This is a genomic window from Negativicutes bacterium (assembly GCA_021372785.1).
Classification (GTDB): Bacteria; Bacillota; JAAYKD01; order JAAYKD01; family JAAYKD01; genus JAJFTT01.
This window is the reverse complement of sequence record JAJFTT010000072.1, coordinates 24,040-51,002: the sequence shown is the minus strand read 5'-3', so window position 1 is coordinate 51,002 and position 26,963 is coordinate 24,040. Positions and strand designations below refer to the sequence as shown.

The following is a 26,963-nucleotide window of genomic DNA, read 5'->3' as shown; positions in this document are numbered from 1 at the left end:
CCAGTATTGAGGAGCAGGGCAAATTAACCGCCGGGTTGAGTGACAAAATCAGCCGGGCTGCCATCCTGCAGGAAGTGGAAGATCTTTATCTGCCCTACCGTCCCAAACGCCGGACGCGAGCCGGTATTGCCAAAGAAAAAGGCTTGGAACCGCTGGCAATTTTTTGTCTGCAGCAGTTTTTTACAGCGGAATCCTTACAAAATGCAGCGGAAAGATTCTTGACCGGGGACGATTCTGTGCGCGACGTGGCTGCAGCGCTGGCCGGAGCACAGGACATTTTGGCGGAAAAAGTAGCTGAGGATGCCGAATTGCGTAGCTGGGTACGCAATTACAGCTTTAATCAGGCAATTCTGAAAGCACAGGCTGTCGATGCGGAAAAGGTCAGTGACTTTAGCGGCTATTATGAGTATGAAGAACCGGTTATACATCTGCCGCCGCATCGGATTTTGGCTTTGAATCGTGGGGAGGCAGAAGGCTTTTTGAAACTGAAACTACTGACGCCCAGAGATCAGATTCTCACTCGGCTGCAACTGGCTTATCAGGCGCCGCGGGGTTCGGCCGCCGCGGAATTGGTGGCAGCTGCCGCCGCGGATGGTTATGATCGCCTGATGGCTCCTTCGATTGAACGGGATATTCGCACCGCGCTCAGCGAAAAAGCAGAAATACATGCCATTGAGAGTTTTGCGGAAAATGTGCGCAACTTATTGCTGCAGCCTCCCGTGCGCAATCGGGTCGTCATGGGGGTGGACCCGGCGTTTCGCACGGGATGCAAACTGGCAGTGGTCGATACCACCGGAAAGTTGCTGGATTTGGCAGTGATCTATCCAACAGCGCCGCATCGCGAAACAGAACAGTCCGCTGCTAAAATGACCGCAATGATCGAAAAACACCAGGTCGATTGTCTTGCCATTGGCAACGGTACTGCTTCCCGTGAAACTGAGATTTTTGTGGCGGAGACCTTAAAAAAGATCCCGCGCTCTGTCTTTTATACCATCGTCAACGAAGCGGGAGCCTCGGTCTATTCCGCATCGAAATTGGCAGGCGCAGAATTCCCTGCTTTGGATGTCTCGGAACGCAGCGCAATTTCCATAGCCCGCCGTTTACAGGACCCTTTGGCGGAATTGGTGAAAATCGATCCAAAGAGCATTGGGGTTGGTTTATATCAGCACGACGTCAATCAAAAACAATTGGCTAAAAAACTGGATACGGTAGTGGAAAGTGTTGTTAATCATGTGGGCGTCGATTTGAATACCGCCTCACCCTCGCTGCTGCAATATGTATCCGGTTTGAAGGCAAATGTCGCAAAAAATATCGTTGCTTATCGGGAAGAAAACCGGCGTTTCAGGAAGCGGTCGGAATTGAAGAAGGTAGCTGGATTGGGTGCGCAAAGTTTTGTGCAGGCTGCCGGTTTCCTGCGCATAACGGACGGTGACGAGCCGTTCGATAATACCCCGATTCATCCGGAGAGTTATCCTGCTGTCAAAGATTTATTGGCGATGCTGAAAATCGATTGGAACAGGGCGGGAATTTCCGAATTTACTGCCATCCGGAAAACGCTGACCGATCAGGATATTGAACGTTTGGCAACGGCTTTGCAGATCGGTATCCCCACTCTGCGTGATATTCTGGAAGCTCTGGCTCGTCCCGGCCGGGATCCCAGAGATGATTTGCCGCCTGTCGTTTTTTCCCGTGATGTGCTGAATATGGAAGATGTGAAGATTGGCATGATCCTGCAGGGTATTGTCCGTAATGTGGTTGATTTTGGCTGCTTTGTGGATATCGGGGTGCATCAGGACGGCTTGGTACATGTATCAGAAATTTCCCGCCACAGGATCAGTCACCCGTCCAGTGCGGTGAAAGTAGGCGATCACGTAGAGGTAATGGTAATTTCGTTGGACAAGCAGCGAAATCGTATCGGACTGAGCATGAAACAAGCGAAAAAATAAGCGGAAGGTGATAATTTGGCAAAACGCAAGAAGAAAGATGCGGCGAAAAATTCAAAGCAGAGCAGTGCTGCTACCGAAAAAAACAAACAGATCCGTGATGAAAACGGGAAAATCGGCTGGACAGAAGTACCCGGCGAAATCTTGCTGGACTGGAAAGGCCGGCCTTGGCGGGCCCGCCCTAAAAAATTGGCAATTTTGGTGTTCTTCTATCTTTGTCTCTGCCTGCTGGCGGTTAGAATCATACCGGAATTCGGGATTTTTCTGGCTGTCGTTCCATTGGTTCTGCTGGGAAATTCCTCATCTCATCTGGTGAACAGTTATTATGTGGTGACAACCGAAGGCGTTTATTGGAAAAATTTTGCGAACCAAATGTTTAAACCCTGGATCGCGATTGAAGGCTTTATTTTTGAAGATGAAATGGCAGAATTATTTTTTGAACGCGGTAATATCCGGGCACGCATTCAGCGCAGCATGCCGGTCTATTATGATCAGAACCGGGAAGAAGTAGAGCGCTTGATTCGGGAATATCACGGGGCTGCCTGGAAACAAATCCGGGCACGGATGGAGAGCGAGGATACCCGGATCAGGGAAGAAGTGGTTGCGAAACTCGAGGGTGAGTCACAGGAAAAAGCCGGAGAAAAATCGGATCAAAAAGGAGTGAAGACAAATGAGTAAAAATAATGACGAAAAAATTCCTGCCAGTCCCAATCCGATTTTAGAACCGGATTATTATGAACTCGATCCTTCCCGCCGTGATTTTATCGTAGACTATATGGCCAAGAAAATCGATAAATACCAAATGGCAACGCCGGCCATCATCTTTTTGGAAGCCGGACGTCCGGTTAGTTTTATCGGCGGTTCGCTCGTCTGGGGAGCTGCTCCGTTTTTGAATATCTTTGTCAATGATCAATATGTTCGCGAAATTGCGCTCTTTCTCGAAGACAGAAAAAACATCGAACTGCTGATTGAGAAAATTGAAAGTATGGAATATGAACGGGTCGCCCGCGAAAAAATTGAAAAACAGGAAGCCAAAAAGCGCGCGATTGCCGAAGGCAGAAAACCCTGGTGGAAGTTCTGGTGATTGATGCAGTCGTAAAAGCTCGAAATTGACTAGCAAAGCGTGTGCAAATTGATACTATCAGTTTCTTTTTCAACATGGAAGGGTTTTGGCTCATAAGAAGCGAAAAGAGTTTGGTATTTAACGGCAGCTTGTTTCATTTTCGTGTTTTTTGCGAAAAGGTCAGGCTTGCCATTAAGGTAAGAAGGAGGAACGTTCATGGCTCATGAAGTGAAGCGAGAATCAATAACTCGCGAGATTAATTCCATTATTGCCACGGACTGCGGATCGACAACAACAAAGGCAATCTTGATTGAAAAGATTGACGGCGCGTATCGTTTGATCAATCGTGGTGAATCCCCTACAACCGTTGAGGCGCCTTTTGAAGATGTTACCGCAGGTGTCCGCAATGCAGTTCATGAATTGGAAGAACTGGTAGGCCGTAAATTCTTAGGCCCTGACGGTGTTGTTACGCCCAGACAAGCAGATGGCACAGGTGTTGACATTTATCTGTCTACTTCCTCCGCCGGCGGCGGGTTGCAGATGATGGTTGCCGGTGTTGTCAAATCTATGACTGCTGAATCTGCCCAACGTGCTGCTTTAGGCGCCGGCGCTATTGTTATGGATGTCATTTCCATTGACGACGGCCGCAAAGCCTATGAGAAAATTCAACGCATTCGCCAACTGCGTCCGGATATGATTCTGTTATCCGGTGGTATCGACGGCGGCACCGTTACACACGTTGTGGAAATCGCTGAGCTGATTTCTGCCGCTGAACCGAAACCGCGTCTTGGTATTGGCTTTCAGCTTCCGATTATTTACGCCGGAAATAAAGAAGCCCGTAAGTACATTACCGACATTCTGGAAAAGAAAGTTGACTTACGTATTGTAGACAACCTTCGTCCTGTTCTGGAATCGGAAAATCTTGGACCGGCACGCGCAGAAATTCATAACCTGTTCATGGAGCATGTTATGGCTCAGGCTCCCGGCTACAATAAATTAATGCAATGGACCGAAGTACCGATCATGCCGACACCTGCTGCGGTTGGTAAAATCATTCAGACCTGCGCAGCTGAGTACAATATCCATATCATTGGTGTGGATATCGGCGGTGCTACGACCGACGTCTTCTCCGTCTTCGGTGATGATCATGAGTTCTTCAATCGTACCGTTTCCGCTAATCTTGGTATGAGCTATTCCATCTGCAACGTTTTGTTGGAAGCGGGCGTAGACAATATCATGCGGTGGGTTCCTTTCGAGATTGAGGAAGCCGACCTGCGCAACCGTATCCGTAATAAGATGATTCGTCCTACTACCATCCCGCAAACGTTGGATGAACTGGTGATTGAACAGGCAGTGGCCCGTGAAGCATTGCGCCTTGCCTTCATCCATCATAAATCCTTAGCCACCGGTCTGAAGGGCGTTCAAAAAGTGCGTGATATTTCCGAAGCTTTTGATACTTCCTCTTCCAGTGATACTGTGATCAATCTGATGGATCTTGGTATGATCGTCGGTTCCGGCGGTGTTTTATCCCATGCACCCCGTCGTCAACAGGCTGCATTGATGATGCTTGACTCCTTCCAATTAGAAGGCTTCACCGAGTTAACCGTTGACTCCATCTTCATGACTCCGCAATTAGGCGTCTTGTCCGAAGTGCTTCCCAAGGCTGCTGCCGAAGTGTTCGATCGTGACTGTCTGATCTTCTTAGGTACCGCTATCTGCCCGGTAGGCAATGCGCAAAAAGACGGTGATAGATGCGTCACTGTCAAAGCGACCATGCCGAATGGCGAAGTGATCACCAAAGAAGTGGCGTATGGTTCTTTGGCTAACATTCCATTGGGAGAAACAGAATATGCCGAGGTGGAAGTCTCTCCTTCCGGCAATTTCGATATGGGCCATGGCAGAGGCCGATCCGTCAATAAAAAAGTGCGCGGTGGTGTCGCCGGCGGTATCATCATTGATGCCCGCGGCCGTCGTCCTTTCAATTTACCGACCGACAAGAGCACGCGTATTGCGAAATTGTTTGAATGGTTCAAAGCTCTGGACATCTATTCCATGGATGTTCTGGATCGCTATATGAAGACATCGAAGTAATTCAAATTGTGTATGAAAGGAGCGGCAATCAATGGCTAATGCTTATACCCCGGGACTTAAGGTTACGGCTGCCTCTATAATTTCCAAGAAGCGCCGTTTGCCTATTTTAGGCGAAGTGCTGGTACAAAAAGGTTCCAAAGTGAGCCCGGAGACCCCTGTAGCCAAAGCATATATTCCCGGCAATCCCCAATCGATCAATGTTGCGAACATTCTCGGCTGCGAAGCGGAAGATATTGAAGGTTACATGAAAAAGAAGGCTGGAGACACCATCGCGAAAGATGAGATTCTTGCCTCCTCAAAAACATTCTTTGGTCTGTTCAAGACCGAATGCAAGTCTCCTGTTGCCGGCACGGTAGAACATGTATCAGAAGTTACCGGTCAGGTTATTATTCGTGAGCCGGCTATGCCGATTGTGATTAACGCCTATGTAAACGGTACTGTTACTGAGATTCTCGACCGCGAAGGCGTCACCGTAGAAACCAAAGGTGCCTTCATTCAGGGGATTTTTGGCGTTGGCGGCGAGCGGGAAGGCGTTCTGAAAATGGTCAGTCAACGTCCTGACGAAGTCCTGGACGGACCCGCGATCACTGCGGATTGCAAAGACAAAATTATTATCGGCGGCTCCCTGATGACTGCGTCTGCAATCAAAAAAGCAGCTTCCGTCGGTGCCCGCGGTATTGTGGCCGGCGGCATCATCGATAAAGATTTGGTGGACTTCCTTGGCTTTGATATTGGCGTTGCCATTACCGGCCATGAAGATATTCCCCTTACCTTAATCGTCACCGAAGGCTTCGGTGAAATTCCGATGGCCAACAAGACGTTTGACCTCTTAAAATCCCTGGAAGGCAAAAATGCTTCCATCAATGGCGCCACGCAAATTCGCGCCGGCGTTATGCGTCCGGAAATTATTGTTCCCAACGAAGCGGCTGTGATTCACGAATCCACCATCGACCTGGAAGGTAATTTGGATTCCGGCACGATTGTTCGCTGCATCCGTGAACCTTATTTTGGACAATTAGCCGAAATCGTAGATTTACCGCCGGAATTGGTTGTTATTGAAACCGGTGCTAAAGTGCGTATCATGCATGTCAAACTGCGCAATGGCGACGTCGTAGTGGTTCCGCGTGCAAACGTCGAGCTGATCGAAGAGTAATTGAACACACAAAAAACCTCACTATGCGATAGTGAGGTTTTTTGTGTGTACAGATGCGTTAACGCCGGCTGGGCCTGCTTAAAAAGCGGCAATTTGCCTATCTTGCCGCGCTAAAAACACAAGAACGCCTGAATTTGAGATACAGGCTAAAACTGATTGCCGGCTCTTTCCGTCCAATGCCGGCAGCGCGGATGCAACCGGTAATAATCCTGATTTCCCTTTGACGAAAAAGAGCAGAACCAAAAACAAGATGCACGAAAAGCGGCCTTTTGTTTTTACCTCATTGACCGGAACCTCTTCCGGCCATCTCTAAAAATGCATCCTCTTTTCCTCAATCGAGTGCGATCAGTTTAGCAGTTTTCGCTTATGAAAGGAGAGAGTCGCTGAGTGAAATGGCATACCATCACACTGCCGGACAGATGGTGCAGGACGAAGCACAAAAAAACCGGCATTCTTTTGCTACTAAGTAATATAGCTGCTGATTTTGGGAATGCGCCGCAGCAGCCAGCTGACAAGGAAGCTGCAAACAAACACGAGACGCGCTAAGAGGGGGATGGCGATAAACGGATTGTTGAGACAGGAAAAAATGTCCATGCGTGAAAAGAAAGCAAGAATAAAAGGATGCACCAGATACATACCAAAACTGCAGGAAGAGAGCACGGAAATAATCGGAAGCAGCTTTGGCGCATAATTGCGGTTCAAAAAAACAGACTGAAAGAAAACGAAAACAGCGATGCTTTGCAGGACGACGGTCGGCGAATTATACTGGTAGAAAGTCAAATCACCGAACCCGGCTTGTTCGGACAGGAACTGGGTCAAGAGGAAAGTAGCCAGGAAACCGAACCCTCCCAGCGCATAGAGGAACAGACGTTTCCGACGGCTGAGCGCATATTGAGCGAGATAATGGCCGGCCACAAAATAACCTACGTTGCCCAGAACGAATTTAAAATCCGCATAGGAGAGGATCGTATTGAAAATGGATTTGAGCGGCGGGCCGCTGCGCCGGGTGATGAGAGGGACAACGGATGCGAATAAAAAAGAGAGCAGGAGAAAATACTGCGTCATTGTTTGATCATGCCGCACGATTTTCCGTAAAAATGGTGTGACGGCATATAATCCGGCAATCATATATAAAAACCAGAGATGATAATGGCCGGTCAGGAAGGAAATGATTGCCTGTTTTAGCATGCTCCGATCAATAGGTAAGTGACGGCTCCATTGCAGAATCAAAGGGGTTGCCGCATAAGCAGCGGACCAGAAGAGAAAAGCTACCGCGATCCGCAGGATGTATTTCAGGTAGATTTTGCGATAAGTCAGATTCCGTTCGGGATCCAAAAAAAACATGCCGCTGACCATAATGAAAATCGGCACACAAAAACGCACCGCGCTGTTATAGAAGTTCATAACATGCCATTCGGCAGAAAATACGCTGGCCGTATCCCAGTGACCGGCGGCGATATGAAGCAGCATGACAGCAAAGGTGGCTGTAATTCTGAGCAGATCCGCAAAAATAACACGTTCTTGTTTCATTTTTTCTCCTCACAGACTAAGTGATCCGAGTCAATCAAGGTGAATACGAATTCATTATAGGAGAAGATGGTTGCTCTGTCAATCGATCGGGCTTGCCCTTTGCATTTTTCGGTAAAACACCGGCTGCCGGATCAAAAAGGATTGCTTACTTTGTTCCGCGAATCAAAGAGACGAACCATTGCAGCAGATGATCCGGGGTGCAAAAAAAGGGGGTGTCAGCTTGAGAGATTATCACATGCATCTCGAAAGAGGAGAATATCGGCAGGAGTACTTGCAGGAGTTTGTCGCGGCCGGAGCCAGGCGCGGCGTGACTGAACTGGGCATCAGCGAGCATACGCATCATTTCAAAGAATTTCAGGCAATCTATTTGCGCCATGTGATCATGGATGATTCGGCGGTTGGCAACTACCAGAGAAATTGGCTGCTGCAGAGTGCCAAGTCTTTTTGTTACACGCTGGATCAGTACGTTTCGCTGATCGAAACCGGCAAAAAAGCGGGTCTGCCTTTGAAACTCGGTCTGGAGGTTTGTTATTTTCCCGGTGAAGAGGAAACGCTGCGCGCGATCCTCAAACAATATCCGTTTGATTATTGTATTGGCTCGGTGCATTGGCTGCAAGGCTGGGGATTTGATACCAAAGCGGAACTGTGGCAGGGCAAAGCAGTGAACGAAGTGTATACGGTGTATCAAGAAGTTTTACTGCAGGCAATTGAGAGTGATTTGTTTGATGTTATCGGACATGCTTTTTCCTGTAAGGCTTTTCAGCATTGGCCGCAGGGAATTGATATGCAGCCCTGGTATGCAAAGCTTGCAGCTGCCTTACGGCAGCATCAGACAGCGCTGGAGATCAACACAGGGCTGCTATACCGCTATCCTGCCGGCACAATTTGCCCGCCCTTAGGGTTGTTGCAGGCTGCCGCTGATTTAGACTGTCAGATCAGCTTTGGCTCCGATGCCCATCACAGCAGCGATTGCGGACGCGCTCTGGGTTATGCTGTGCAATTGGCGAAAGAGGCGCGGATCCGGGAGCAAATGAATTTTGAGCGCAGAAAAGGCAGCAGGGTGTTATTGCCATCACTGCCGGTCAGTACTCTTTAGAGAATTTGCCGCTGCGGTGCAGGAATTATTTCGTCTAACGGATAATATAACAGGGAGCAATTGCGGAAGGAGCCGGCAAGGCTGATGAATGAAAAACACAGGAGGAACTTTTGAAATGAGTAAAGCTGTCATTGAAATGGAAAAAGGCGGCAAAATCGAAATCGATTTTTTCGATGATGCCGCACCGAACACCGTGAAAAATTTCTGCGATTTAGCAAAAAAAGGGTTCTACGACGGGCTGACCTTTCATCGCGTGATCAAAGGGTTTGTTGCCCAGGGCGGCTGTCCCAACAGCACCGGAACAGGCGGTCCCGGTTACACCATCAAATGCGAGACGGTTGGCAATCCCTATAAACAGACCCGGGGCCGTTTGTCGATGGCACATGCGGGCAAAGATACCGGAGGCAGTCAATTCTTTATTTGCTTTGACGCATTTCCGCACCTGGATGGCGTTCACACCGTGTTTGGCGAAGTCAGCAGAGGGATGGAAGTTGTTGACGCGCTCCGGCAGGGAGACAAGATGAAAAAAGTCACGGTGACGGCGGAATAGGCTGAACGGATGGCAGAACAAGGCGGGAGCGCGGCGTGAAAAATGTTCTGCCGTATCTGCGCAGGAGCATGGGAACGGATGGGGACTGTCTTTTCTGGTCCGACTGTTTTCAATGCCGCAAGGCGTTTGAGAAATAGAGAAGAGAAGAAAAGGAGTTGATGCAATGAATGAGATTGCGCAAAGAGTGATTGAAAAACGCAGAGCACATCTGGTCGATCTGAATGATTATTTGTGGGTAAATCCCGAAACGGCTTAGCAAGAATTCATAGCGGTCGCTGTCATCAAAGAAGTGCTGCCGGCAGATTATCGCTTGTGCCGGCTCCGGTCCCGGTCATAAAGGAATGATTTATAAAGCCAAAACGAATATTTAAGCGGCCGACCGGCTGCTTGGGCGAATCGGATCGAATCGAAACTGCCGGGGCTGAATTTGCTGAAGCAACCAAGGATGCATCTGATCAATGTCCCATTCCGGTTGAAGTCAGAGTCCCCGGAACGTTCTGATTTCATCTTCTGTACCAAGTTGAATCAAATTGAATAAAAGTAAAGGAGTTGTTCCGATGAACGAAATCGCATTAAAGACGATCGAAGCAAGACGCAAAGAACTGATTCAAATCAGCGACTACATCTGGGAAAACCCGGAACCGGCTTACACGGAATACAAAGCCGTAGCCGCCCTGAAAAAATTCCTGGCGGACGATGGCTTCCGCTTGCAAGACGAAGTCGCCGGCCTGCCTACTGCTTTTATGGCTTCCTGGGGCTCAGGTAAGCCTGTCATCGGTTTTCTGGCCGAGTACGATGCTTTGCCCGGGCTCAGCCAAAAAGCCGGCACAGAGCTTGATCCGGTGATTCCCAATGCCCCCGGCCAGGGCTGCGGCCATAATTTGCTGGGCGTAGCGACCCTGGGTGCCGTAATCGGATTAAAGCAGGAAATGATTGAAAATCACCTGTCCGGCACGATCATCTTCTATGGCTGCCCTGCCGAAGAAGTTCTGACCGGAAAAACCTTCATGGCACGCGGCGGCGCTTTTGATGGTCTGGATTTGGCTTTGGCGTATCATCCCGGCCGCGGCAACTATGTTGGCTTGGATAGTTCCAATGGTCTTAACTCTGCCGTCTTTCATTTCAGAGGCCGCACTGCGCATGCCGGCGGCGATCCGCATAACGGCCGCAGCGCGCTCGACGCCGTGGAATTGATGAATGTCGGCGCCAATTACCTCAGGGAACACGTCACAACCGATGTGAGAATTCACTATGTCATCAAAGAAGGCGGCATGGCGCCCAATATTGTGCCGGATAAAGCCTCCGTTTGGTATTATGTGCGCGGCCCGAAACGCAGTGTCATCGACGAAGTCTATGCACGGCTGATCAAAGTAGGCAAAGGTGCTGCGATGATGACCGAAACCGAAATGGAAATCGAATTCCTGGGCGGCTGCCATAATACCCTGCCCAACAAGGTACTGGCTACTGTCCTGTATGAAAGCATGAAGGCAATTCCGCCGGAAGCTTGGACTGCGGAAGAACTGGCTTTTGCCAAACGCCTCAATGAACAGCAGCCGGTCCAGTATCCCGCCGCTTTGAAGCAGATGAATCTGCCGGAAGGCACGGAAATCGCCGCCGATGTCTCTCCCATGATTGCCACCGGAAAAATTGGTGGCGGTTCGACCGATGTCGGTGATGTTCAGCATATCGTTCCCTGCGCTTCATTCGGTACTGCCACCGATAATCTGGGTGCTCCCGGACATAGCTGGCAGATCACTGCCTGCTCCGGTATGAGCATCGGTCATAAAGGCATGATTTATGCCGCTAAAGTGATGGCGGATGCGGCAGGCAATCTGCTGCGTGATCCGGAAACCGTCGCCAAAGCCAAAGCGGAATTCCTGGAAGCAACCGGCGGCCAGCCCTATCAATGCCCGATTCCACCGGAAATAAAAGCCCCCGGCCAGAAATAATTAAAAAAAGAGCCCCGGCAGAAATCTTTGAACCGCTCCCCCATAGAGTAGATACTCGCAAGAATAAAAATTCGAGACTACACTGTAAGGAGCGGTTCACAATCATGCTGCGGCTTTTTTTTTTAACGGTTCCAACGGGCTGGCAGTCTGGAGGTTACTTAAATAACAAATTGGTAAATCAAGACAAAATGGCAGATGCTGCCCAGCACCACAAAAACATGAAACACTTCGTGAAAACCGAAACGGGGATGATCGCGGCCGGGCCATTTGAGAGCGTAAAGCACACCGCCAACCGTGTAGAAGAATCCGCCGCCGAATAACCAGCCAAGGGCTGCCAAAGACAATCTGCTCAGCAGGGGACCGATCACGAAAACCGCCAGCCAGCCCATTGCGATATAGATGGCGGCAGCAAGCCAGCGCGGCATGCCAATCCAGAAAATACTGAGAATGGTACCGCCCAGTGCAATCAGCCAGACCACAGCAAACAGCAGTTCCCCGCCGCTGCCGGCCAGGGAAACTAAGCAGATGGGGGTATAAGTGCCGGCAATCAGGCAATAAATCATGCTGTGATCCAGCTTTCGCAAAGCCAGACGCCCGGAAATGCCAGTCCGCAGACTATGATACAAGCTGCTTGCCGTAAAAAGGCAGACGGCGGATGTGCCGTAAATCAGCACAGCCGGCAGCGACTGCGGCGGCAGTGACAGGCGCCGCGCTTTTTGCAGCAACAGCAGAGTGCCGGCAAAAGCGAGCAGCGCCCCGATCCCGTGTGTCAGGGCGGAATAGAAGCGCAAGCCGGTATAAGGGTCGTATTCAGCTTCCCGAAGTTGTTTTTTCATGGTCATCATCCTTCCCAGAACGCCATCGAATTTCCGGTTATCCACTTCGGGTAAGCGGAGAAAAGGATACCACAGGCAGAGCTGGCTTTGCAATCGGCCGGCCCCGGTGATATTTTTTAGCAGAAAAGATCTGTTTTGCTTGACATATTGTTGGAATAGCATTATAATTGTCGTAAAATAAATGATTCATCTCTAACAGGCAAAATATTCTTTTGCGGGTATTTTACAGACGAAATAAGGTGAGTCCTATGTAAGCCAAAGCGTACCAACGGGCCATGCCCTGCCGCTGGAAACCTGCCAAATGAAATGGAGGGATTACCGTGCCCTGGTATCAAAGACTCATGAAAGTCGATCAGCGTATCTTATACCTTACAATGTTTCTGGGGATTGCCGGAGTTCTTTTTTTTCCGATCGGCTTGCCGGTACCTGCGGAAGAATCTACGCTGGCCAGCTGGGACTACATCAATGCTTTACCGGCGGATAGTGTCGTACTCTATTCTTTTGATACAAGCGCTTCTGCCATGACAGAAACAAAACCGCCTGCCGAAGTGCTGCTGCGCCGTTCTTTTGAATTGGGACATAAAGTGGTGATGATTGCCACCACAGCGGATTCCAACAGCCTGTCCTCGCTGTGGATCGATCCCATCATCAAAGAAATGGGGAAGGTCTATGGTCAAGACGTTGTGCATCTGGGATTTATTGTGAACTATCAGTCATTTATGGAACAATCAAGAACAGATCTTTCCGGAGCTTTGGGCGGTATCGACAAATATGGCACAAAATTGTCGGAGCTGCCGATCATGAAGACAATCACCAAAGCAAGTGATTTTGCCTGTGTGTTTTCTTTCTATGGAACCGACCCCGGGCCGCACGGTTGGATCAATATGTGGTATGCAACGGAGAGTATTGATGTACTCACGGCTTGTACCGCGGTTTCTACTCCGGTATGCTACAATTATTATCAATCCGGCTTATTGAAAGGTGTCGTCGGAGGGATCGGCGGCGCAGCCTATTTGGAAATGTTGGCAGGGCACCCGGCTTCGGCAGTTTCCGCTATGGATGCGCAATCGCTTGGGCATATCATCATCATAGCTTTTTTAATTCTTGGCAACTTCAGCTATTTTATCAACAGGCATTATGAAAAAAGGAAAGACTCCAACCGGGAAGTCTGAAGCGATTCGTAGAAGTAAACAAACCTGGCCAAATATCTGCCGTCTGAGGATCGCACCGGCAGATGTTGGGGCAGGTTTTTTTATGGGCGGCAGCGGCAATCAAGCTTCAATATACAGGCTGATTGCGGGAGGAAGGCTTTGTCTTGCTTTGGATTTCTTAATTTTTCTTTAGCAGCTGGAGCAGGTCGCTTTTACTGCCGGCAGCCACCAAATGCTCCTCTTGAATAAAAACGTAATCGGGATTGGTTATTGGCGTCATTTGACCGTTGCGTTTTACGCCGATGATATTGATATGATGAGCGGTGCGCACATTCAACGACCGTATACTCTTGCCAACCCAGCTTCCCGGTACTGCGATTTCCAGAATGGCATATTCCGGCGTCAGTTCATAATACTCAAAAGCATTGGCAATGCTATATTTTACAGCGGTGCGCTGCGCCATGTCTCTTTCCGGATAGATCACCTCATCCGCTCCGATTTTACGTAAAAACTTCGCTTGAATTTCCCGGTCCGTTTTGGAGATGACACAGCGGGCGCCGAGTTCTTTCAACAAGGAAGTAATTTCCAGTGAAGACTGAAAATTATCGCTGATGCAGACAAAACAGACATCAAAACTCCTGACATCGAGCGCCTGCAGTACCTCAATTTCCATGCAGTCGCCAATTTGGGCTCTGGTGACAAAAGGAGCAATTTTATTCACCAGTTCCTCATCGATATCGACTGCCATCACCTCATTACCCAATTCGGTCAGCTTCCGGGCCAGATTGCTGCCGAAATGGCCAAGACCGATTACCAGCATTGGTCTCATCATATTCCTCCTATCCAACGATAATTTTACCTTCCGGGCTTCTCAGGGGGCTGACGCTGCGATGTTCCGTAGCGGCTAGAAAAATGGTTAAGCTGCCGACCCGGCCGGCATACATCAGCAGGATGATCACCAGTTTGGAGAAGGGAAGCAGTTCACGGGTGATTCCCATACTGAGTCCCACCGTGCCGATTGCGGAAAATGTTTCAAACAGCGCATCTTTGAGAGTCAGATTTTGCGTGGCTAAAATCAGCAGACAAGCCGAGCTCAACAAGATAAAATAAAAAGCAGCGCTGAGAAAAGCTCTTTTGATCTGACTTGTCTCCAGACGGCGATGAAAGATTTCAACGTCATCCCGCCGTTGCAGATTTGCCCATACAGCCGATAAAATGACAACAAATGTAGTAATTTTAATACCGCCGCCGGTAGAGCCGGGAGCGGCGCCGATTGCCATCAGCAGCATAGTGAGCAGGGAACCGCCCTGGCTGAGAGCAGCGGTGTCAACTGTGTTGAAGCCTGCCGTTCTTGGGGTGACAGCCTGAAACAGAGCGGCGAGCAGCTTGCCTCCGCCGCTGAGACCGGCGAAAGAGACGTCTTTTTCCAAAAAATAAAATAAAGCCGCGGAAACACATAAAACGAGGCCGGTAGAGACGAGCGTGACCTTGGTATGCAGCAGATAACTGCCGTAATGCCAGCGATTTTTCAGCAGATCGTCCCAGATCACAAAGCCGATGCCACCGATGATGATCAGACCGATGAGGGTCAGATTGACAAGAGGGTCATTCGCAAAAGGAGTAAAAGAAGCGAATGGCCGGATGGAACCCATCAGATCAAAACCGGCGTTGCAAAAAGCAGAAACGGAATGGAAAATGGCAAACCAAATTCCGCCGGTCAGACCAAAACGCTGCCAAAATCGGCTGAAGAGCAGAATTGCGCCCAGACTTTCAAAAAAAAGCGTGCCAAGCAGAATGTGTTTGGCTAATCTGACCACACCGCCCAACTGAAAGGCGCTGACGGCTTCCATTAAGTAACCGCGCTCTTTCAAGCCGACCCGTTTACCCAGGGCCATGGAAAAGAGAATGGTGAAAGTCATAAAACCGAGTCCGCCGATCTGAACCAGCAAGAGGATGATTACCTGACCAAACAGGCTGAATTGCGTCCAGGTATCATAGACAACCAAACCCGTGACACAGGTGGCAGAGGTGGCGGTGAAGAGAGCGTTGAGGAAAGGAATGGATTCTCCATTCCTGCTGGCCGGCGGCAGCATTAATAACAAAGCGCCGCAGAGAATGATCAAGGCAAAACCGGCCGCTAAGATTCGCCTCGCGCCGAACCGCGCTTTTGATGGCATAACCGTTTGTTCCTTTCCGGATCGGCAGACTTTCCTGCAAGTCGAATCAGGCTGACTGTTTGCCTGTTTAATTCTGCCGATGCATCGCAGCACCATGAAAAAAAGACGATGATCAGGACCGAAGTTCCCGTTCGTTTGGCGTTTCCGCTGTCAGAGGGACTTTAAAGCTGATTTTTCGCACCGTATCCAACAGATCAAACTGGATGACGTAGGCCGCGAGGTCACGGTCAATGGCGATCACTTCGCCGGCGCCCATGATGCTGTGTATGATGCGGTCACCTGTCTGAAAAGTGAGGTCACTGTTTTTTGCCTGCAGCTGGTTCTCACTGTTGCTGATTTGCCAAGTGGCATCTTTGATCAGACTGTCATCGAGTTCATGCGTATAGGTCAGCAAAGATTGATCAATATTCAGCAGAAAACGCGAAGGATAGCGGTAAGATCCGTCCAGGTTGCTGCCCTCGGAATCGGTCAGGAACAGCGCTTTTTCCGCGCGGGTGATGGCTACAAAAGCCAGTCGGCGCTCTTCCTCCATAGCTTCCGCAGTAGAAGTTTTTTTGGACGGGAAGACACCTTCCTCCAGACCGCAAAGAAAGACATAAGGAAATTCAAGCCCTTTGGCCGTGTGTACGGTCATCAGTTTGACTGTGTTCTTAGCGGTCACCGCGTCGGTATTGGTCAGCATGGCGACATGGGACAGATAGTGTTCCAGGGTGCTTTCTTCGCCGCAGGAAACCTCGTAATCATAGACCGATTGCTTCAGTTCCGCCAGATTATCCAGACGTTCCTGATTGCCTTCGGTGCGCAGCATGGCTTCATAGCCGCTTTGATCCAGTACATCGCTCAGCAGGACCGAGATCGCTGTGGTTTGGTATCGATCCGCAAAGTGTTCAACGAGGCGGAGCAGTTGCCTGGCTTTGGTATTTTTAAAAATCTCCTCTTCAATATTACCCTCCAGGGCGGCGTAGAGGGAGCATTGGTTTTTTTCTGCATAACTCTGCAGAAATTTCATCCGGCGTTCGCCAATGTTGCGCTTCGGCAGATTGGCAACCCGGCGAAAGGAGAGGTCATCCTTAAAAACGATCAGGCGTAAATAAGCCAGGGTATCCTTGATTTCCATACGGCTAAAAAACTGGACGCCGCTGAAGATCGTATACGGCAGCTCTTCTTTGAGAAACACTTCTTCCAAAGTGCGGGTCAGAAAATGAGCGCGGTAGAGAATGGTGATTTCATGCAAAGCCGCGCCCTGAGCGAGCAACTGTTTGATCTGAGTCACAATCCAGTGCGCCTCCAATTGCGCGGTTTTGGCATGATGATAAATCACCGCAGCGCCAGCGGGGCGGGTAGCGATCAGGTCTTTTTTGATTCTGGTTTGATTTTTGCTGATCAAAGAGTTGGCAACCGCAATGATCTGTGGGGTGGAACGGTAATTCTGCATCATCAGAATCGTTTTTACCTGGGGGAACTGACGGTCAAAATCGAGCAGCAGCCGCACATTGGCTCCCCGCCAGGTGTAAATCGTCTGATCCGGATCACCGACTATGAAAAGATTTTTATGATAATCACACAGCACCTTCATCAGACGGTACTGCAGGTTATCGATATCCTGATATTCATCGATCATGATATATTCCAGTCGCTGCTGCCATTTTAAGCGAATTTCCTCATTGCTGTCAAAAATAAAAAGCGTGTATTTAATCAGATCGTTGTAATCGAGCCCGAAACATTTCTTTTCCTGATAGAGATAGCCATAGAAGATGATTTCAAAGGTTTCCGTGGCCTCCAGGTATTTTTGATGCAGCTGATCGATTGACATCGCAATCATCGCTTCATAATAGTCCGGTTCTCGCAAGATTTTTCGGATCTCAATCAATTCACGCGCGCGGGAGAAGGTCATATGGCGCAGCGTCAGGTTGCGCTCTTCATAAATGATCTTCAGCATATCATCAATATCCGAATTATCCAGCACCAGAAAACTTTTGGGATAGGATACCGCGTTGCTGTCTTCCTGCAGCACCGAGACACAAAAACTGTGGAAGGTACTGATGTAACCGGTATCGCTGTCGCCGGTCAGCAGACGGATGCGCTGCTTCATTTCATTGGCTGATTTGTTGGTGAAGGTAACGCAGAGGATATGGGAGGGCATGATACCGACTTGATTGACTAAATAAGCGAAGCGGTGCGCCAAAGCCCGTGTTTTTCCGGAACCGGCGCCGGCAATCACCCGAATATAGCCTTCGGTTGCAGTGACCGCTTCTAATTGCTGCTGATTGAGGTTCTTCAAAATATCACTCATCGATCTGCGCACCCCCTTTGGAATTTACTGCCAAAATCAGTTTGCTTTCAGTTTGTTTTATTTGCTTATTTCCGCAAGGTTCTTGAAATCTCCTTTTTTACAACGAAACTAAGCAAATTTTCACGGAGAAAACAAAAGGGTTCTGACATACGGGCAGCGAAATAAATTTTACAGCGGCAGGGTGAATTCAGGCAGGACCAACTGAAAAGCCGGCTGGCTCCGGCAAAATACCGCAGCGTGCATTCTGCCAATCTACCCGTTAACCGGCCTCCCTCATGCTCCGTTTGGCTGCCGGCGGTGCCCTGAGCGGCAAGGGCGTCACTTACATGATCATGATTACCTGCGGCGGTACCTGGGCTGCCAACTGTGTCAGCGGTTTGGGCTGGATTGCCGTAGTGCCGGTTATTTTTACTTCGATACGCAATTCGCGCGAAATTCAGCAGCCTGTCCGGGTGCGGAGTCAGTTACTGTCACGAGAAACGTTAGCGTTGCGTTGCGGTAATCGTTCCGCAGATTGAAAACCAACAAAACAAGCATCCCTTGTCATGGAAACTTGTTTTTTTTTTACCCTGAAAATCAAGAACAGTGCGATTTACCGAAAAAATTAAATAATGACAAAAATTCCCTCTGGAAGATAGTCAGTAAGACTTCAAATTTACAAAATCCGGGTTATAATATGAGAGGAATCATCGTTCCGCTATAAGACGCGGGATCGCTGAACACGCGAAAGCAAGGTCCGAGAGATTGCGGCAAAGGCAGTCATAAAAAAGAACACCCGCTGCTTTGTTTGATTTGCGGATTTATTCCGACTTTCCGTTTCAAAATTGTAGAAAAGGACTTGATCAAGAGAAAGAGGGCAAAATATGTTCGAAATCATCAGAAAAATCGAGTTGAACCCTACCGTCACTCAAATGGATATCTATGCTCCGCTGGTCGCGAAAAAAGCGGAACCGGGACAGTTTATTATCCTGCGCGTGGATGCCGAAGGGGAAAGAATTCCTTTGACCGTGGCGGACTACGATCGCGGCAGCGGCAGCGTTTCCATCATCTTTCAAATTGTGGGTGCCACGACCGCCAAACTGAATCATCTCAAAGTGGGTGATTCCTTACAGGACTTTGTCGGTCCGCTCGGCAAACCGACCGAAACTGACGGTTTAAAGAATGTGGCTGTGGTTGGCGGCGGTGTCGGCTGCGCAATCGCTTATCCGATCGCCAGGAAGCTGCATGAACTCGGTGCAAAAGTGCATACGATCGTCGGTTTCCGCAGCAAAGACCTGGTCATTTTGGAAGATCAATTCAAGTGTTCCTGCAGTTTATTGAAAATGATGACGGATGACGGCAGTTACGGTGAAAAGGGTTTCGGCACCGATGCTTTGAAAGCCTTGCTTGAGAGCGGTGAACAATATGATGAAGTGATTGCCATCGGCCCTTTGATCATGATGAAATACGTCTGTAAGCTGACGAAACTCTATGGGATTAAAACCATTGTCAGTATGAACCCGATCATGATCGATGGTACCGGTATGTGCGGCTGCTGCCGGCTGACGGTTGGCGGCAAAACCAAATTTGCCTGCGTGGACGGTCCGGATTTTGACGGGCAGCAGGTTGATTTTGACGAAGTCATCTCGCGGGCCTCGATGTATCAGGCGTTTGAACGAGCGGCTTTCGAACATACCTGCCATCTCTTTCAATTGGAGGTAGAATAAATTGACGAATTTATCCTTAAAGAAAAATGCCATGCCTGCGCAAGATCCTGCCGTCAGAAATCAGAATTTTTTGGAAGTCACCCTCGGCTATACGGCGGAGCAGGCGATTGACGAAGCCAAACGCTGCCTGAACTGCAAAAACAAACCCTGCGTCAACGGCTGTCCGGTCAGCATCAATATTCCCGCTTTCATTAAAGAAGTGGAAGCAGGCCATTTTGCTGCCGCTTATGATGTGATCAATCAGGCCAGTTCCTTGCCGGCAGTCTGCGGCCGTGTCTGCCCGCAGGAAAACCAATGCGAAAAATATTGCGTCAGAGCGATCAAAGGCGAGCCGGTTGGGATCGGCCGTTTGGAACGCTTTGTCGCCGACTGTTATTATGCCCAAGTCAGCGGAGAAATCGAGAAGCCGCTGCCCAACGGGCATAAGGTTGCCGTGATCGGTTCCGGACCTTCCGGTCTCACCTGCGCCGGTGATCTGGCTAAAATCGGTTATGCTGTTACCATTTTTGAAGCGCTGCATCTGGCCGGAGGCGTGCTTGTTTACGGGATTCCGGAATTCCGTCTGCCCAAAGCGATTGTGCAAAAAGAAATTGACAGTTTGAAAGCGTTGGGCGTGCAAGTCGAGACGAATGTGGTGATCGGCAAAACGATCACGATTGACGAATTACTGGAGGAATATGGCTTTGAAGCCGTCTTTATCGGATCCGGCGCCGGTTTGCCGAATTTCATGAACATTCCAGGTGAGAACCTGAAAGGTGTCTATTCCGCCAATGAATTTCTGACCCGCATCAACCTGATGAAGGCTTATCAGCCCGACAGCAGCACGCCGATTCAAAAAGGCAAAAATGTTATCGTCGTCGGCGGCGGCAATGTTGCCATGGATTCTGCCCGCTGCGCCAAACGGCTGGGCGCCAATGTTACGATTGTCTACCGCAGAACCGAAAAAGAGCTGCCGGCCCGGCGCGAAGAAGTGGAACACGCCATCGAAGAAGGAATCGAATTTAAATTTCTGCATAGCCCGCTGCAGATTTACGGCGATGAAAACGGCTTTGTCAGCGGCGTTCTTTGTCAGGAGATGGTGCTGAGCGAACCGGATGCCTCCGGCAGAGCGAGACCGGTTCCGCTGCAGGGCAGCGAGTTCAAAATGGATTGCGATATCGTGGTCATGGCCATCGGCACTTCTCCTAATCCTTTGATCAAGTCCACTACGGCGGGGTTACAGACCGATCGATACGGCTGCATTGTTGCCGATCCAAACGGATCAACCTCCCGTCCGGCTGTTTTTGCCGGCGGTGACGCGGTGACCGGCGCGGCGACTGTCATCTTGGCGATGGGCGCCGGCAAGATTGCGGCAGCAGCGATGCATCAATTTATCCAAAACCAAAAAAAACAACCGGTGTTATAGGAAAGCGCAGCCGGGTCTTTGTTTTAAAAAAGCACGGGACTGTCTCGTTTGGGAGTCAGTGCCGTGCTTTTACGCAAAAAAGCAAAAAGCGGTCACCTGTGATTTTATTGACAGGCAGAACAGTCAATGATACTATAGTAAGAATAAGAAAAGCGAGTGAAGTGATGATCTGCACTCTAAAAAAAGATGACTGTGTGAGAGCTTATGGTGAATTCGTAAGCAAAGGAAAAGGCCGGCGGATCATACAGAGAATCCGGGCGGCGGGGAGATAACGATGACGAAGAGTGTTCTGGAGTATTTAGAGCGTTCGGCAGCACGGTTTCCGGATAAAAAAGCATTTGAAGACGAAACATCCTTCTGTACCTACGGGGAGTTATGGCAGCGGGCGCAGAGGATTGGCAGTGCTTTGGCGAATAAAATCCCTGCCGGTTCTGCGGTGCCTGTTTTCATGGAAAAAAGCGTGGCAGCGATAAGCCTGTTCATGGGAATTCTGTCAGCCGGTTGTTTTTATGTCATGCTGGATGTGAAGCAGCCGGTCACCCGCTTGAATCAGATTGTCAAGGCGCTGGAAGCGTCTGTCATCATCACCGACAAGACCAATCAAAACGCTTTGGCCTGTTTGGATTTTAGGGGAGAAATCCTTGCGTTCGAAGAGCTGCTGCCGGATCAGCCGGATGAAATGCTCTTGGCGGCGCGCCGAAAGCAGGCGCTGGACATTGATCCGCTCTATGGCATGTTTACTTCCGGATCCACCGGTGTTCCCAAATGTGTGGTGATCAGCCATCGCTCCGTCATCGATTTTATGGATTACTTTCCCGATCTCTTTCAAATCTCAGAGCAAGATGTGATCGGTAATCAGGCACCCTTTGATTTTGATGTTTCGGTCAAAGATATTTATACCACGCTGAAAACCGGAGCCACGATGGTCATCATTCCGCGCCGTCTGTTTTCCATGCCGATGCAGCTGCTTGATTATCTGGCGGACAGAAAAGTGACGACGCTGATTTGGGCGGTGTCCGCTCTGTGTATCCTGACCACGCTGAATGCCTTTGAATATCGCATCCCGGCGGATATCAGAAAGGTTTTATTCAGCGGCGAGGTAATGCCGATTAAGCATCTGAATAAATGGCGGGCGGTCTACCCCAAAGCGTTATTTGTCAATCTCTACGGGCCTACCGAGATCACCTGCAACTGCACCTATTATATCATTGACCGTGAGTTTCAGCCGGGTGAAGTTCTGCCCATGGGCCGAGCGTTTCCCAATGAAAAGGTCATGCTTTTGGATGAAAACAACCGTCTGATCACAGCGCAGCAGCAGGAGGGTGAACTCTGTGTTTCCGGAACGGCGCTCGCTTTGGGTTATTACAACAACCGGGAACAAACCGAAAAAGCCTTCGTGCAAAATCCGTTGAATCCGCATTTTCTGGAACTGATATACCGGACGGGCGATCTGGCTTATTTTAATGAGCGCGGCGAATTTTGTTTTGCTTCAAGAAAGGATTTTCAAATCAAACACATGGGGCAGCGGATTGAATTGGGTGAAATCGAGACTTGTCTGGATCGAATCCCGGAAATCAAACGAGCCTGCTGCATCTTTGAGGCGGAGACGAATAAAATTGTCGCTTTCTATGAAGGCGATATCACCAAAGGTTTGATCCTCCGGCAGCTGAAAACCGAATTGCCCGTTTATATGCTGCCCAATACCCTTCTGCGGGTGGAAACCATGCCAATCAGCAGGAACGGGAAAATTGACCGGGGGGCTTTGCGGAATCTTTTGAAAAGGAGTTAAAAATGGAACGCAGCCTGTTAGCGCGGATTGCGCAGGAATTCCCGACGCCGGCTTATGTTTTCGAACTGGATGAATTGACGGAAAGACTGACCATGATCCGCCAACAATTGGACGGCGCGGCGGGGCTTTGCTTTGCGATGAAAGCCAATCCCTTTTTAGTTGATCACCTGAACGGCTTAGTCGACCGTTTTGAGGTTTGCTCTCCGGGTGAATTCGCCATTTGCGAGCGGAACCGCATCCCGGCAGCGCAAATCGTTTTATCCGGCGTGAATAAAGAGCGTGCCGAAATGGAACGCGTATTGCGCAGCTATGACACGGCTGTGACCTTTACAGCCGAATCGGAACAACAGCTGCAATTGCTGGCGAGCTGTGCCGGGGAACAGCAGAAAACCATCAAAATCATCCTGCGCCTGACCAGCGGCAATCAATTCGGGATGGATGAGGCAACCATTTGCCGCATTTTATCCCGCCGGCAGGAGTATCCCGGCCTGCAGCTGATCGGTTTGCAGTATTATTCCGGGACGCAGAAAAAAAAGATCGCGCTGCTCGCCAAAGAACTGCGCTATTTGGATGAACTCTGCATTCGGCTGCAGAATTCTTATCATATCACCTTCACGAACCTCGAATACGGACCGGGTCTCTACATTCCTTATTTTGCGCAGGATGATGCCGTTGATGACAAAGAACTGCTGGCTGCTCTCGGCGATTTGCTGCAAAACATGCGTTTCGGCGGCAAGATTATGCTGGAGATGGGACGCTATCTGACGGCGCTCTGCGGTTACTATCTCACTTCCGTCGTTGATTGTAAGCGGAATCAGGACCAGAATTACTGCATCATCGACGGAGGCATCAATCACATTAATTATTATGGGCAGACCATGGCCATGAAAACGCCGCCGATCCTGCATCTGGCAGAGCAGGACGACGCTCCGCTAGAGAATTGGCATATCTGCGGCTCCTTGTGTACAGCCGGCGATGTGATTGTCAAACAGCTCCCCTTACGGCGGCTGAGCGTGGGTGATATCTTGGTTTTTGGCAAATTAGGCGCTTACTCGATCACGGAAGGCATCTACTTATTCTTGAGCCGCGACCTTCCCGGCGTTTTGTTTTATAGTCAGGCCGGTGGAATCCGTCTGGTCCGCTCGAGTCTTGCTACCCATCCATTCAATTCGATTTGAGAGAGGGGAATCATCATGGATCATTCAGAAGGAATGAAAAAGATCATCGCTATTCTGGAGGACATCAATCCGGAGGTGGATTATACAACGTGTGATACACTCATTGACAATCAGATTCTGGATTCTTTCGCTATTTTATCAATTGTTGCCGAACTGCAGGAAGAATTTGATGTCTATGTGACGCCGATGGATATTAAACCGGCTAATTTCAACTCAGCCCAAGCTCTATGGGCAATGGTAGAGCGTCTTAAGGCGTAGTGTCTGAGCCACGCTTCTAGATCCGGAGGCAGATGATGTCGTTAGTTTCTTTGAAGTTTGCGCTCTTTCTCTTGGCTGCGGTGATCGGCTATTACCGCATACCAAAAAAATGGCAATGGGTATGGCTGCTGCTTTTCAGTTACGTCTATTATGCGTCTGCCGGCCTCAGAATAGTACCTTTTTTGCTTTTTTCTACCGGCGTATCCTATCTGGCTGGCAGAATGATGGACCGGATCAAAAACAGTCAAACCGAAAAGAAGCTGAAACAGAAAAGGAAACGCTTCGTCCTGCTGCTGATGCTGCTTCTGGATTTCGGTATGCTTGCAGTAATCAAATATACGAATTTCACCCTGGCAAACATGAATCGTTTGTTCGATCTGCAGCTTTCCTTCCAGGCCTTTCTGCTGCCGCTGGGTATCTCATTCTATACCTTCCAATCGGCAGGTTATATCATCGATGTCTATTGGGAAAAATACGAAGCCGAAAAGAATCCCTTTCGGTTTGCTTTGTTTGTCTCCTTTTTCCCGCAGATTCTGCAGGGCCCCATCGGCCGTTTCGATCGGCTGGCGCGTCAGCTCTATGAAGAGCATGAGTTTAACTGGCCGCGCATGGAGCGTTCCCTGCAGCTGATTCTCTGGGGGTTCTTTAAAAAAATGGTGATCGCCGATAATGCGGCTCGGGTGGTTGGCGAGGTTTTCTGGGGCAATAACTATCAAAAATATAGCGGCACAACGATTTTAGTGGCCGTTTTAGGCTATTCCATCCAGCTTTACGGAGATTTTTCGGGCGGTATGGATGTCGTCAAAGGGGCTGCCAGCCTGTTTGGCATTGAGTTGGACGAAAATTTCAAACGGCCTTTTTTTGCGGTTTCCATTGCGGATTTTTGGCATCGCTGGCATATTACGCTGGGGACCTGGATGAAGGATTATGTCTTTTATCCCTTATCGCTATCCAAAACGATGCTGCGCTTTGGCAAGTTTGCCAGAAAACTTTTGGGCAAAAATCTGGGGCGCGCTTTGCCGATTTGCCTGGCCAATATCATCGTTTTTTTCATCGTCGGTGTCTGGCACGGCGCGAACTGGAAATATATCGCCTATGGTTTGTATAACGGACTGCTCATCGGCTTCAGCGGACTGATGACGCCGACCGCCAGGAAATGGAAAAGCGCTTGGCATATTCCTGCTAAATCAACAGTCTGGCATCTGTTTCAGATTTTCAGAACCTTTCTATTGGTCAACATCAGCTGGTATTTTGACCGGGCCGATAATCTGACGCATGCGTTTGCCCTGATGCAGAAAACGGTGACTGATTTTCACTTTTCCGATTTCCGGGATGGCACTCTCATGTTGAAAGGGGTCAGCCAGATCGGACCGCGCCTCTACAATATCGTCTTGTTTGGCTGTCTTTTGCTTTTTATCGTCAGTTTTTATCAGGAAAAAGGCGTTCGGATTGGCGAAGTTCTGCGCGCCAAACCGGCTGTTATCCGCTTCCTCGTCTATTTGCTGCTTTTATATGCTTTGCCGGCATTCGGAACGCTGTCGTCATCCGGAGGAGGCTTTATCTATGCGCAATTCTAAAAGGGTAATCCTCTTTGCGACATTTTTCGCTGTTTGCCTGCTGCTCAATTCCATTTTAGATTACATCCTGATACCAAATAACATCATGAGAATTAAGCTGCATAATTTGGAAACGACGACCTGTGATGATTTATTTCTTGGCACTTCGCATGGCTTTTCGGCTGTGGATCCTTTGGTTGTAGACAGTATCACAGGACGGAAAAGCACCAATCTCTGTGTCTGGGGAGAATATCCCAGAGATTCCTATTATCTTCTGCAAGAGGCCTGCAGAAATCACAAACCGGAACGTGTGATTTATGAGCTGGATCCCACTTATTGGATCAATAAGGATATAGATACTTATTATTATACCCAATTATTTAATTATATGCCCTGGTCCCGGATCAAAGCAGAATATTTTCTGGCAAAAATCACTTCGGCGGATTTTAGAGCTGTTTTATTTCCCTGGTTCAATTATCAATTGCAGTGGCAGCCGAATCTGGCCAATCTGCAATTGAAACAGACGGAGAATTATAAAAACTACGGTCTGGCTACGTTTGACCTTTCTTATCAGCAGCTGAAAGAAGAGGGATTCTTATTTGTCAAAGATACCAAGAGAACAAAGTCTCAAAATGTCTCTCTTTGGGATGAGAAGAAAATTCTGAGTAATTCATATCGCTATTTTGATAAAATGGTTGCCTTCTGCCGGGAAAACGACATTGAACTGGTGGTTTTTACTACGCCTGTCCCACAGGAGACATTGGAGCTTTATCCGGAAAACTATCAAAAAGCATACCTGTATTTTTCAGAAATGCTGCAAAGATACGGTCTGACCTATTACAATTTCAATTTCCTCCCATTGGAAGGTTTTGACAAGAGCCTTGCCGGCTATTCGGATTACGACGGACATATGTTTGGTGATACCGCCGGTTCTTTCAGTAAATTCCTGGGGGACTACCTGAAAAAATAAATGCAGGTGAAACAAAATAAACATAAAAAAGCAGGCACTGACCAGTGCCTGCTTTTTAATATTGCTGAGGCTCGTTTGCCTCAATATTTTCCCTGGCTATACGCTTAGGCCATAGGAACCTCTAGATTACTCTTTTTCCTTGGAGCAACCGGATAATCACCAAAATCACCGCGATGACCAGGAGAATATGCAAAAGGCTTCCGCCCGTCGCAGTAAGCAATCCAAGTAACCATAGAACAAACAGGACAACTGCAATCGTATATAACATC

General features: G+C 49.0%; 23 protein-coding genes. 17 read left to right on the top strand and 6 right to left on the bottom strand.

What is annotated here, in order from left to right; all coding sequences use genetic code 11:
- The 5 genes from LLG09_09410 to LLG09_09390 form a co-directional block, all read left to right on the top strand.
- The coding region (locus LLG09_09410) for an RNA-binding transcriptional accessory protein (GenBank protein MCE5197316.1) at window positions 1-1,946 on the top strand (1,946 nt) is incomplete at its 5' end.
- 15 nt (window positions 1,947-1,961) lie between these two features.
- On the top strand, window positions 1,962-2,621 hold the full coding sequence (locus tag LLG09_09405) for a hypothetical protein (protein ID MCE5197315.1): 660 nt from the start codon (window positions 1,962-1,964) through the stop codon (window positions 2,619-2,621).
- The gene (locus tag LLG09_09400) at window positions 2,614-3,027 is read left to right on the top strand and encodes a hypothetical protein (protein ID MCE5197314.1); all 414 of its coding nucleotides are present in this window, start codon (window positions 2,614-2,616) and stop codon (window positions 3,025-3,027) included. The genes LLG09_09405 and LLG09_09400 overlap by 8 nt, the downstream gene beginning before the upstream one ends.
- 195 nt (window positions 3,028-3,222) lie before the next feature.
- The gene (locus tag LLG09_09395) at window positions 3,223-5,097 is read left to right on the top strand and encodes a glutamate mutase L (protein MCE5197313.1); all 1,875 of its coding nucleotides are present in this window, start codon (window positions 3,223-3,225) and stop codon (window positions 5,095-5,097) included.
- Window positions 5,098-5,128: 31 nt separating this feature from the next.
- On the top strand, window positions 5,129-6,250 hold the full coding sequence (locus tag LLG09_09390; GenBank protein ID MCE5197312.1) for a hypothetical protein: 1,122 nt from the start codon (window positions 5,129-5,131) through the stop codon (window positions 6,248-6,250).
- A gap of 462 nt (window positions 6,251-6,712) precedes the next feature.
- Here the strand turns inward: LLG09_09390 and LLG09_09385 are convergent, their stop codons facing one another.
- The gene (locus LLG09_09385) at window positions 6,713-7,780 is read right to left on the bottom strand and encodes an acyltransferase family protein (protein ID MCE5197311.1); all 1,068 of its coding nucleotides are present in this window, start codon (window positions 7,778-7,780) and stop codon (window positions 6,713-6,715) included.
- 220 nt (window positions 7,781-8,000) lie between these two features.
- Between LLG09_09385 and LLG09_09380 the strand changes: the two genes are divergently transcribed.
- From LLG09_09380 to LLG09_09370, 3 genes are all read left to right on the top strand, one after another.
- Complete coding sequence (locus tag LLG09_09380; GenBank protein MCE5197310.1) at window positions 8,001-8,876, top strand: PHP domain-containing protein; 876 nt, start codon at window positions 8,001-8,003, stop codon at window positions 8,874-8,876.
- Between the two features lie 115 nt (window positions 8,877-8,991).
- Window positions 8,992-9,426 carry a peptidylprolyl isomerase gene (locus LLG09_09375; protein ID MCE5197309.1) on the top strand — a complete coding sequence of 145 codons (435 nt, stop codon included), beginning with the start codon at window positions 8,992-8,994 and terminating at the stop codon, window positions 9,424-9,426.
- A gap of 557 nt (window positions 9,427-9,983) precedes the next feature.
- On the top strand, window positions 9,984-11,375 hold the full coding sequence (locus LLG09_09370; protein MCE5197308.1) for a M20 family metallopeptidase: 1,392 nt from the start codon (window positions 9,984-9,986) through the stop codon (window positions 11,373-11,375).
- Between the two features lie 158 nt (window positions 11,376-11,533).
- Here LLG09_09370 and LLG09_09365 read toward each other — a convergent pair whose 3' ends face one another.
- A complete protein-coding gene (locus LLG09_09365; protein MCE5197307.1) occupies window positions 11,534-12,211 on the bottom strand; it encodes a hemolysin III family protein in 678 nt (225 codons plus the stop codon).
- A gap of 320 nt (window positions 12,212-12,531) precedes the next feature.
- Between LLG09_09365 and LLG09_09360 the strand changes: the two genes are divergently transcribed.
- The gene (locus LLG09_09360) at window positions 12,532-13,383 is read left to right on the top strand and encodes a hypothetical protein (GenBank protein MCE5197306.1); all 852 of its coding nucleotides are present in this window, start codon (window positions 12,532-12,534) and stop codon (window positions 13,381-13,383) included.
- A 157-nt stretch (window positions 13,384-13,540) separates the two neighbouring features.
- On the opposite strand, the gene LLG09_09355 is transcribed toward LLG09_09360, so the two are convergent.
- From LLG09_09355 to LLG09_09345, 3 genes are all read right to left on the bottom strand, one after another.
- Window positions 13,541-14,191 (bottom strand): TrkA family potassium uptake protein, encoded by a 651-nt coding sequence (locus LLG09_09355; GenBank protein MCE5197305.1) that lies wholly within the window; start codon window positions 14,189-14,191, stop codon window positions 13,541-13,543.
- A gap of 10 nt (window positions 14,192-14,201) precedes the next feature.
- Entirely contained in the window at window positions 14,202-15,539 is a 1,338-nt protein-coding gene (locus LLG09_09350; protein MCE5197304.1) for a TrkH family potassium uptake protein, read from the bottom strand.
- 112 nt (window positions 15,540-15,651) lie between these two features.
- A complete protein-coding gene (locus tag LLG09_09345; protein MCE5197303.1) occupies window positions 15,652-17,832 on the bottom strand; it encodes a UvrD-helicase domain-containing protein in 2,181 nt (726 codons plus the stop codon).
- 275 nt (window positions 17,833-18,107) lie between these two features.
- Here LLG09_09345 and LLG09_09340 point away from each other — a divergent pair, with 275 nt between their 5' ends.
- From LLG09_09340 to LLG09_09305, 8 genes are all read left to right on the top strand, one after another.
- A complete protein-coding gene (locus tag LLG09_09340; GenBank protein ID MCE5197302.1) occupies window positions 18,108-18,350 on the top strand; it encodes a hypothetical protein in 243 nt (80 codons plus the stop codon).
- A 345-nt stretch (window positions 18,351-18,695) separates the two neighbouring features.
- Window positions 18,696-19,538 carry a sulfide/dihydroorotate dehydrogenase-like FAD/NAD-binding protein gene (locus LLG09_09335; GenBank protein ID MCE5197301.1) on the top strand — a complete coding sequence of 281 codons (843 nt, stop codon included), beginning with the start codon at window positions 18,696-18,698 and terminating at the stop codon, window positions 19,536-19,538.
- Window position 19,539: 1 nt separating this feature from the next.
- Window positions 19,540-20,943, top strand: coding sequence for an NADPH-dependent glutamate synthase (gene gltA, locus LLG09_09330; GenBank protein MCE5197300.1), 1,404 nt, complete (start codon window positions 19,540-19,542; stop codon window positions 20,941-20,943).
- 274 nt (window positions 20,944-21,217) lie between these two features.
- Window positions 21,218-22,732 (top strand): amino acid adenylation domain-containing protein, encoded by a 1,515-nt coding sequence (locus LLG09_09325; GenBank protein ID MCE5197299.1) that lies wholly within the window; start codon window positions 21,218-21,220, stop codon window positions 22,730-22,732.
- A 2-nt stretch (window positions 22,733-22,734) separates the two neighbouring features.
- A complete protein-coding gene (locus tag LLG09_09320) occupies window positions 22,735-23,910 on the top strand; it encodes an alanine racemase (protein MCE5197298.1) in 1,176 nt (391 codons plus the stop codon).
- A gap of 33 nt (window positions 23,911-23,943) precedes the next feature.
- Window positions 23,944-24,168: an acyl carrier protein gene (locus LLG09_09315; GenBank protein MCE5197297.1), complete on the top strand. Its 225-nt coding sequence runs from the start codon at window positions 23,944-23,946 to the stop codon at window positions 24,166-24,168.
- A 35-nt stretch (window positions 24,169-24,203) separates the two neighbouring features.
- Entirely contained in the window at window positions 24,204-25,745 is a 1,542-nt protein-coding gene (locus LLG09_09310) for an MBOAT family protein (protein MCE5197296.1), read from the top strand.
- The gene (locus LLG09_09305) at window positions 25,732-26,694 is read left to right on the top strand and encodes a hypothetical protein (protein ID MCE5197295.1); all 963 of its coding nucleotides are present in this window, start codon (window positions 25,732-25,734) and stop codon (window positions 26,692-26,694) included. The genes LLG09_09310 and LLG09_09305 overlap by 14 nt, the downstream gene beginning before the upstream one ends.
- A gap of 121 nt (window positions 26,695-26,815) precedes the next feature.
- On the opposite strand, the gene LLG09_09300 is transcribed toward LLG09_09305, so the two are convergent.
- Window positions 26,816-26,962, bottom strand: a complete 147-nt coding sequence (locus LLG09_09300; GenBank protein MCE5197294.1) for a lmo0937 family membrane protein — start codon at window positions 26,960-26,962, stop codon at window positions 26,816-26,818.
- Window position 26,963 lies beyond the last annotated feature (1 nt).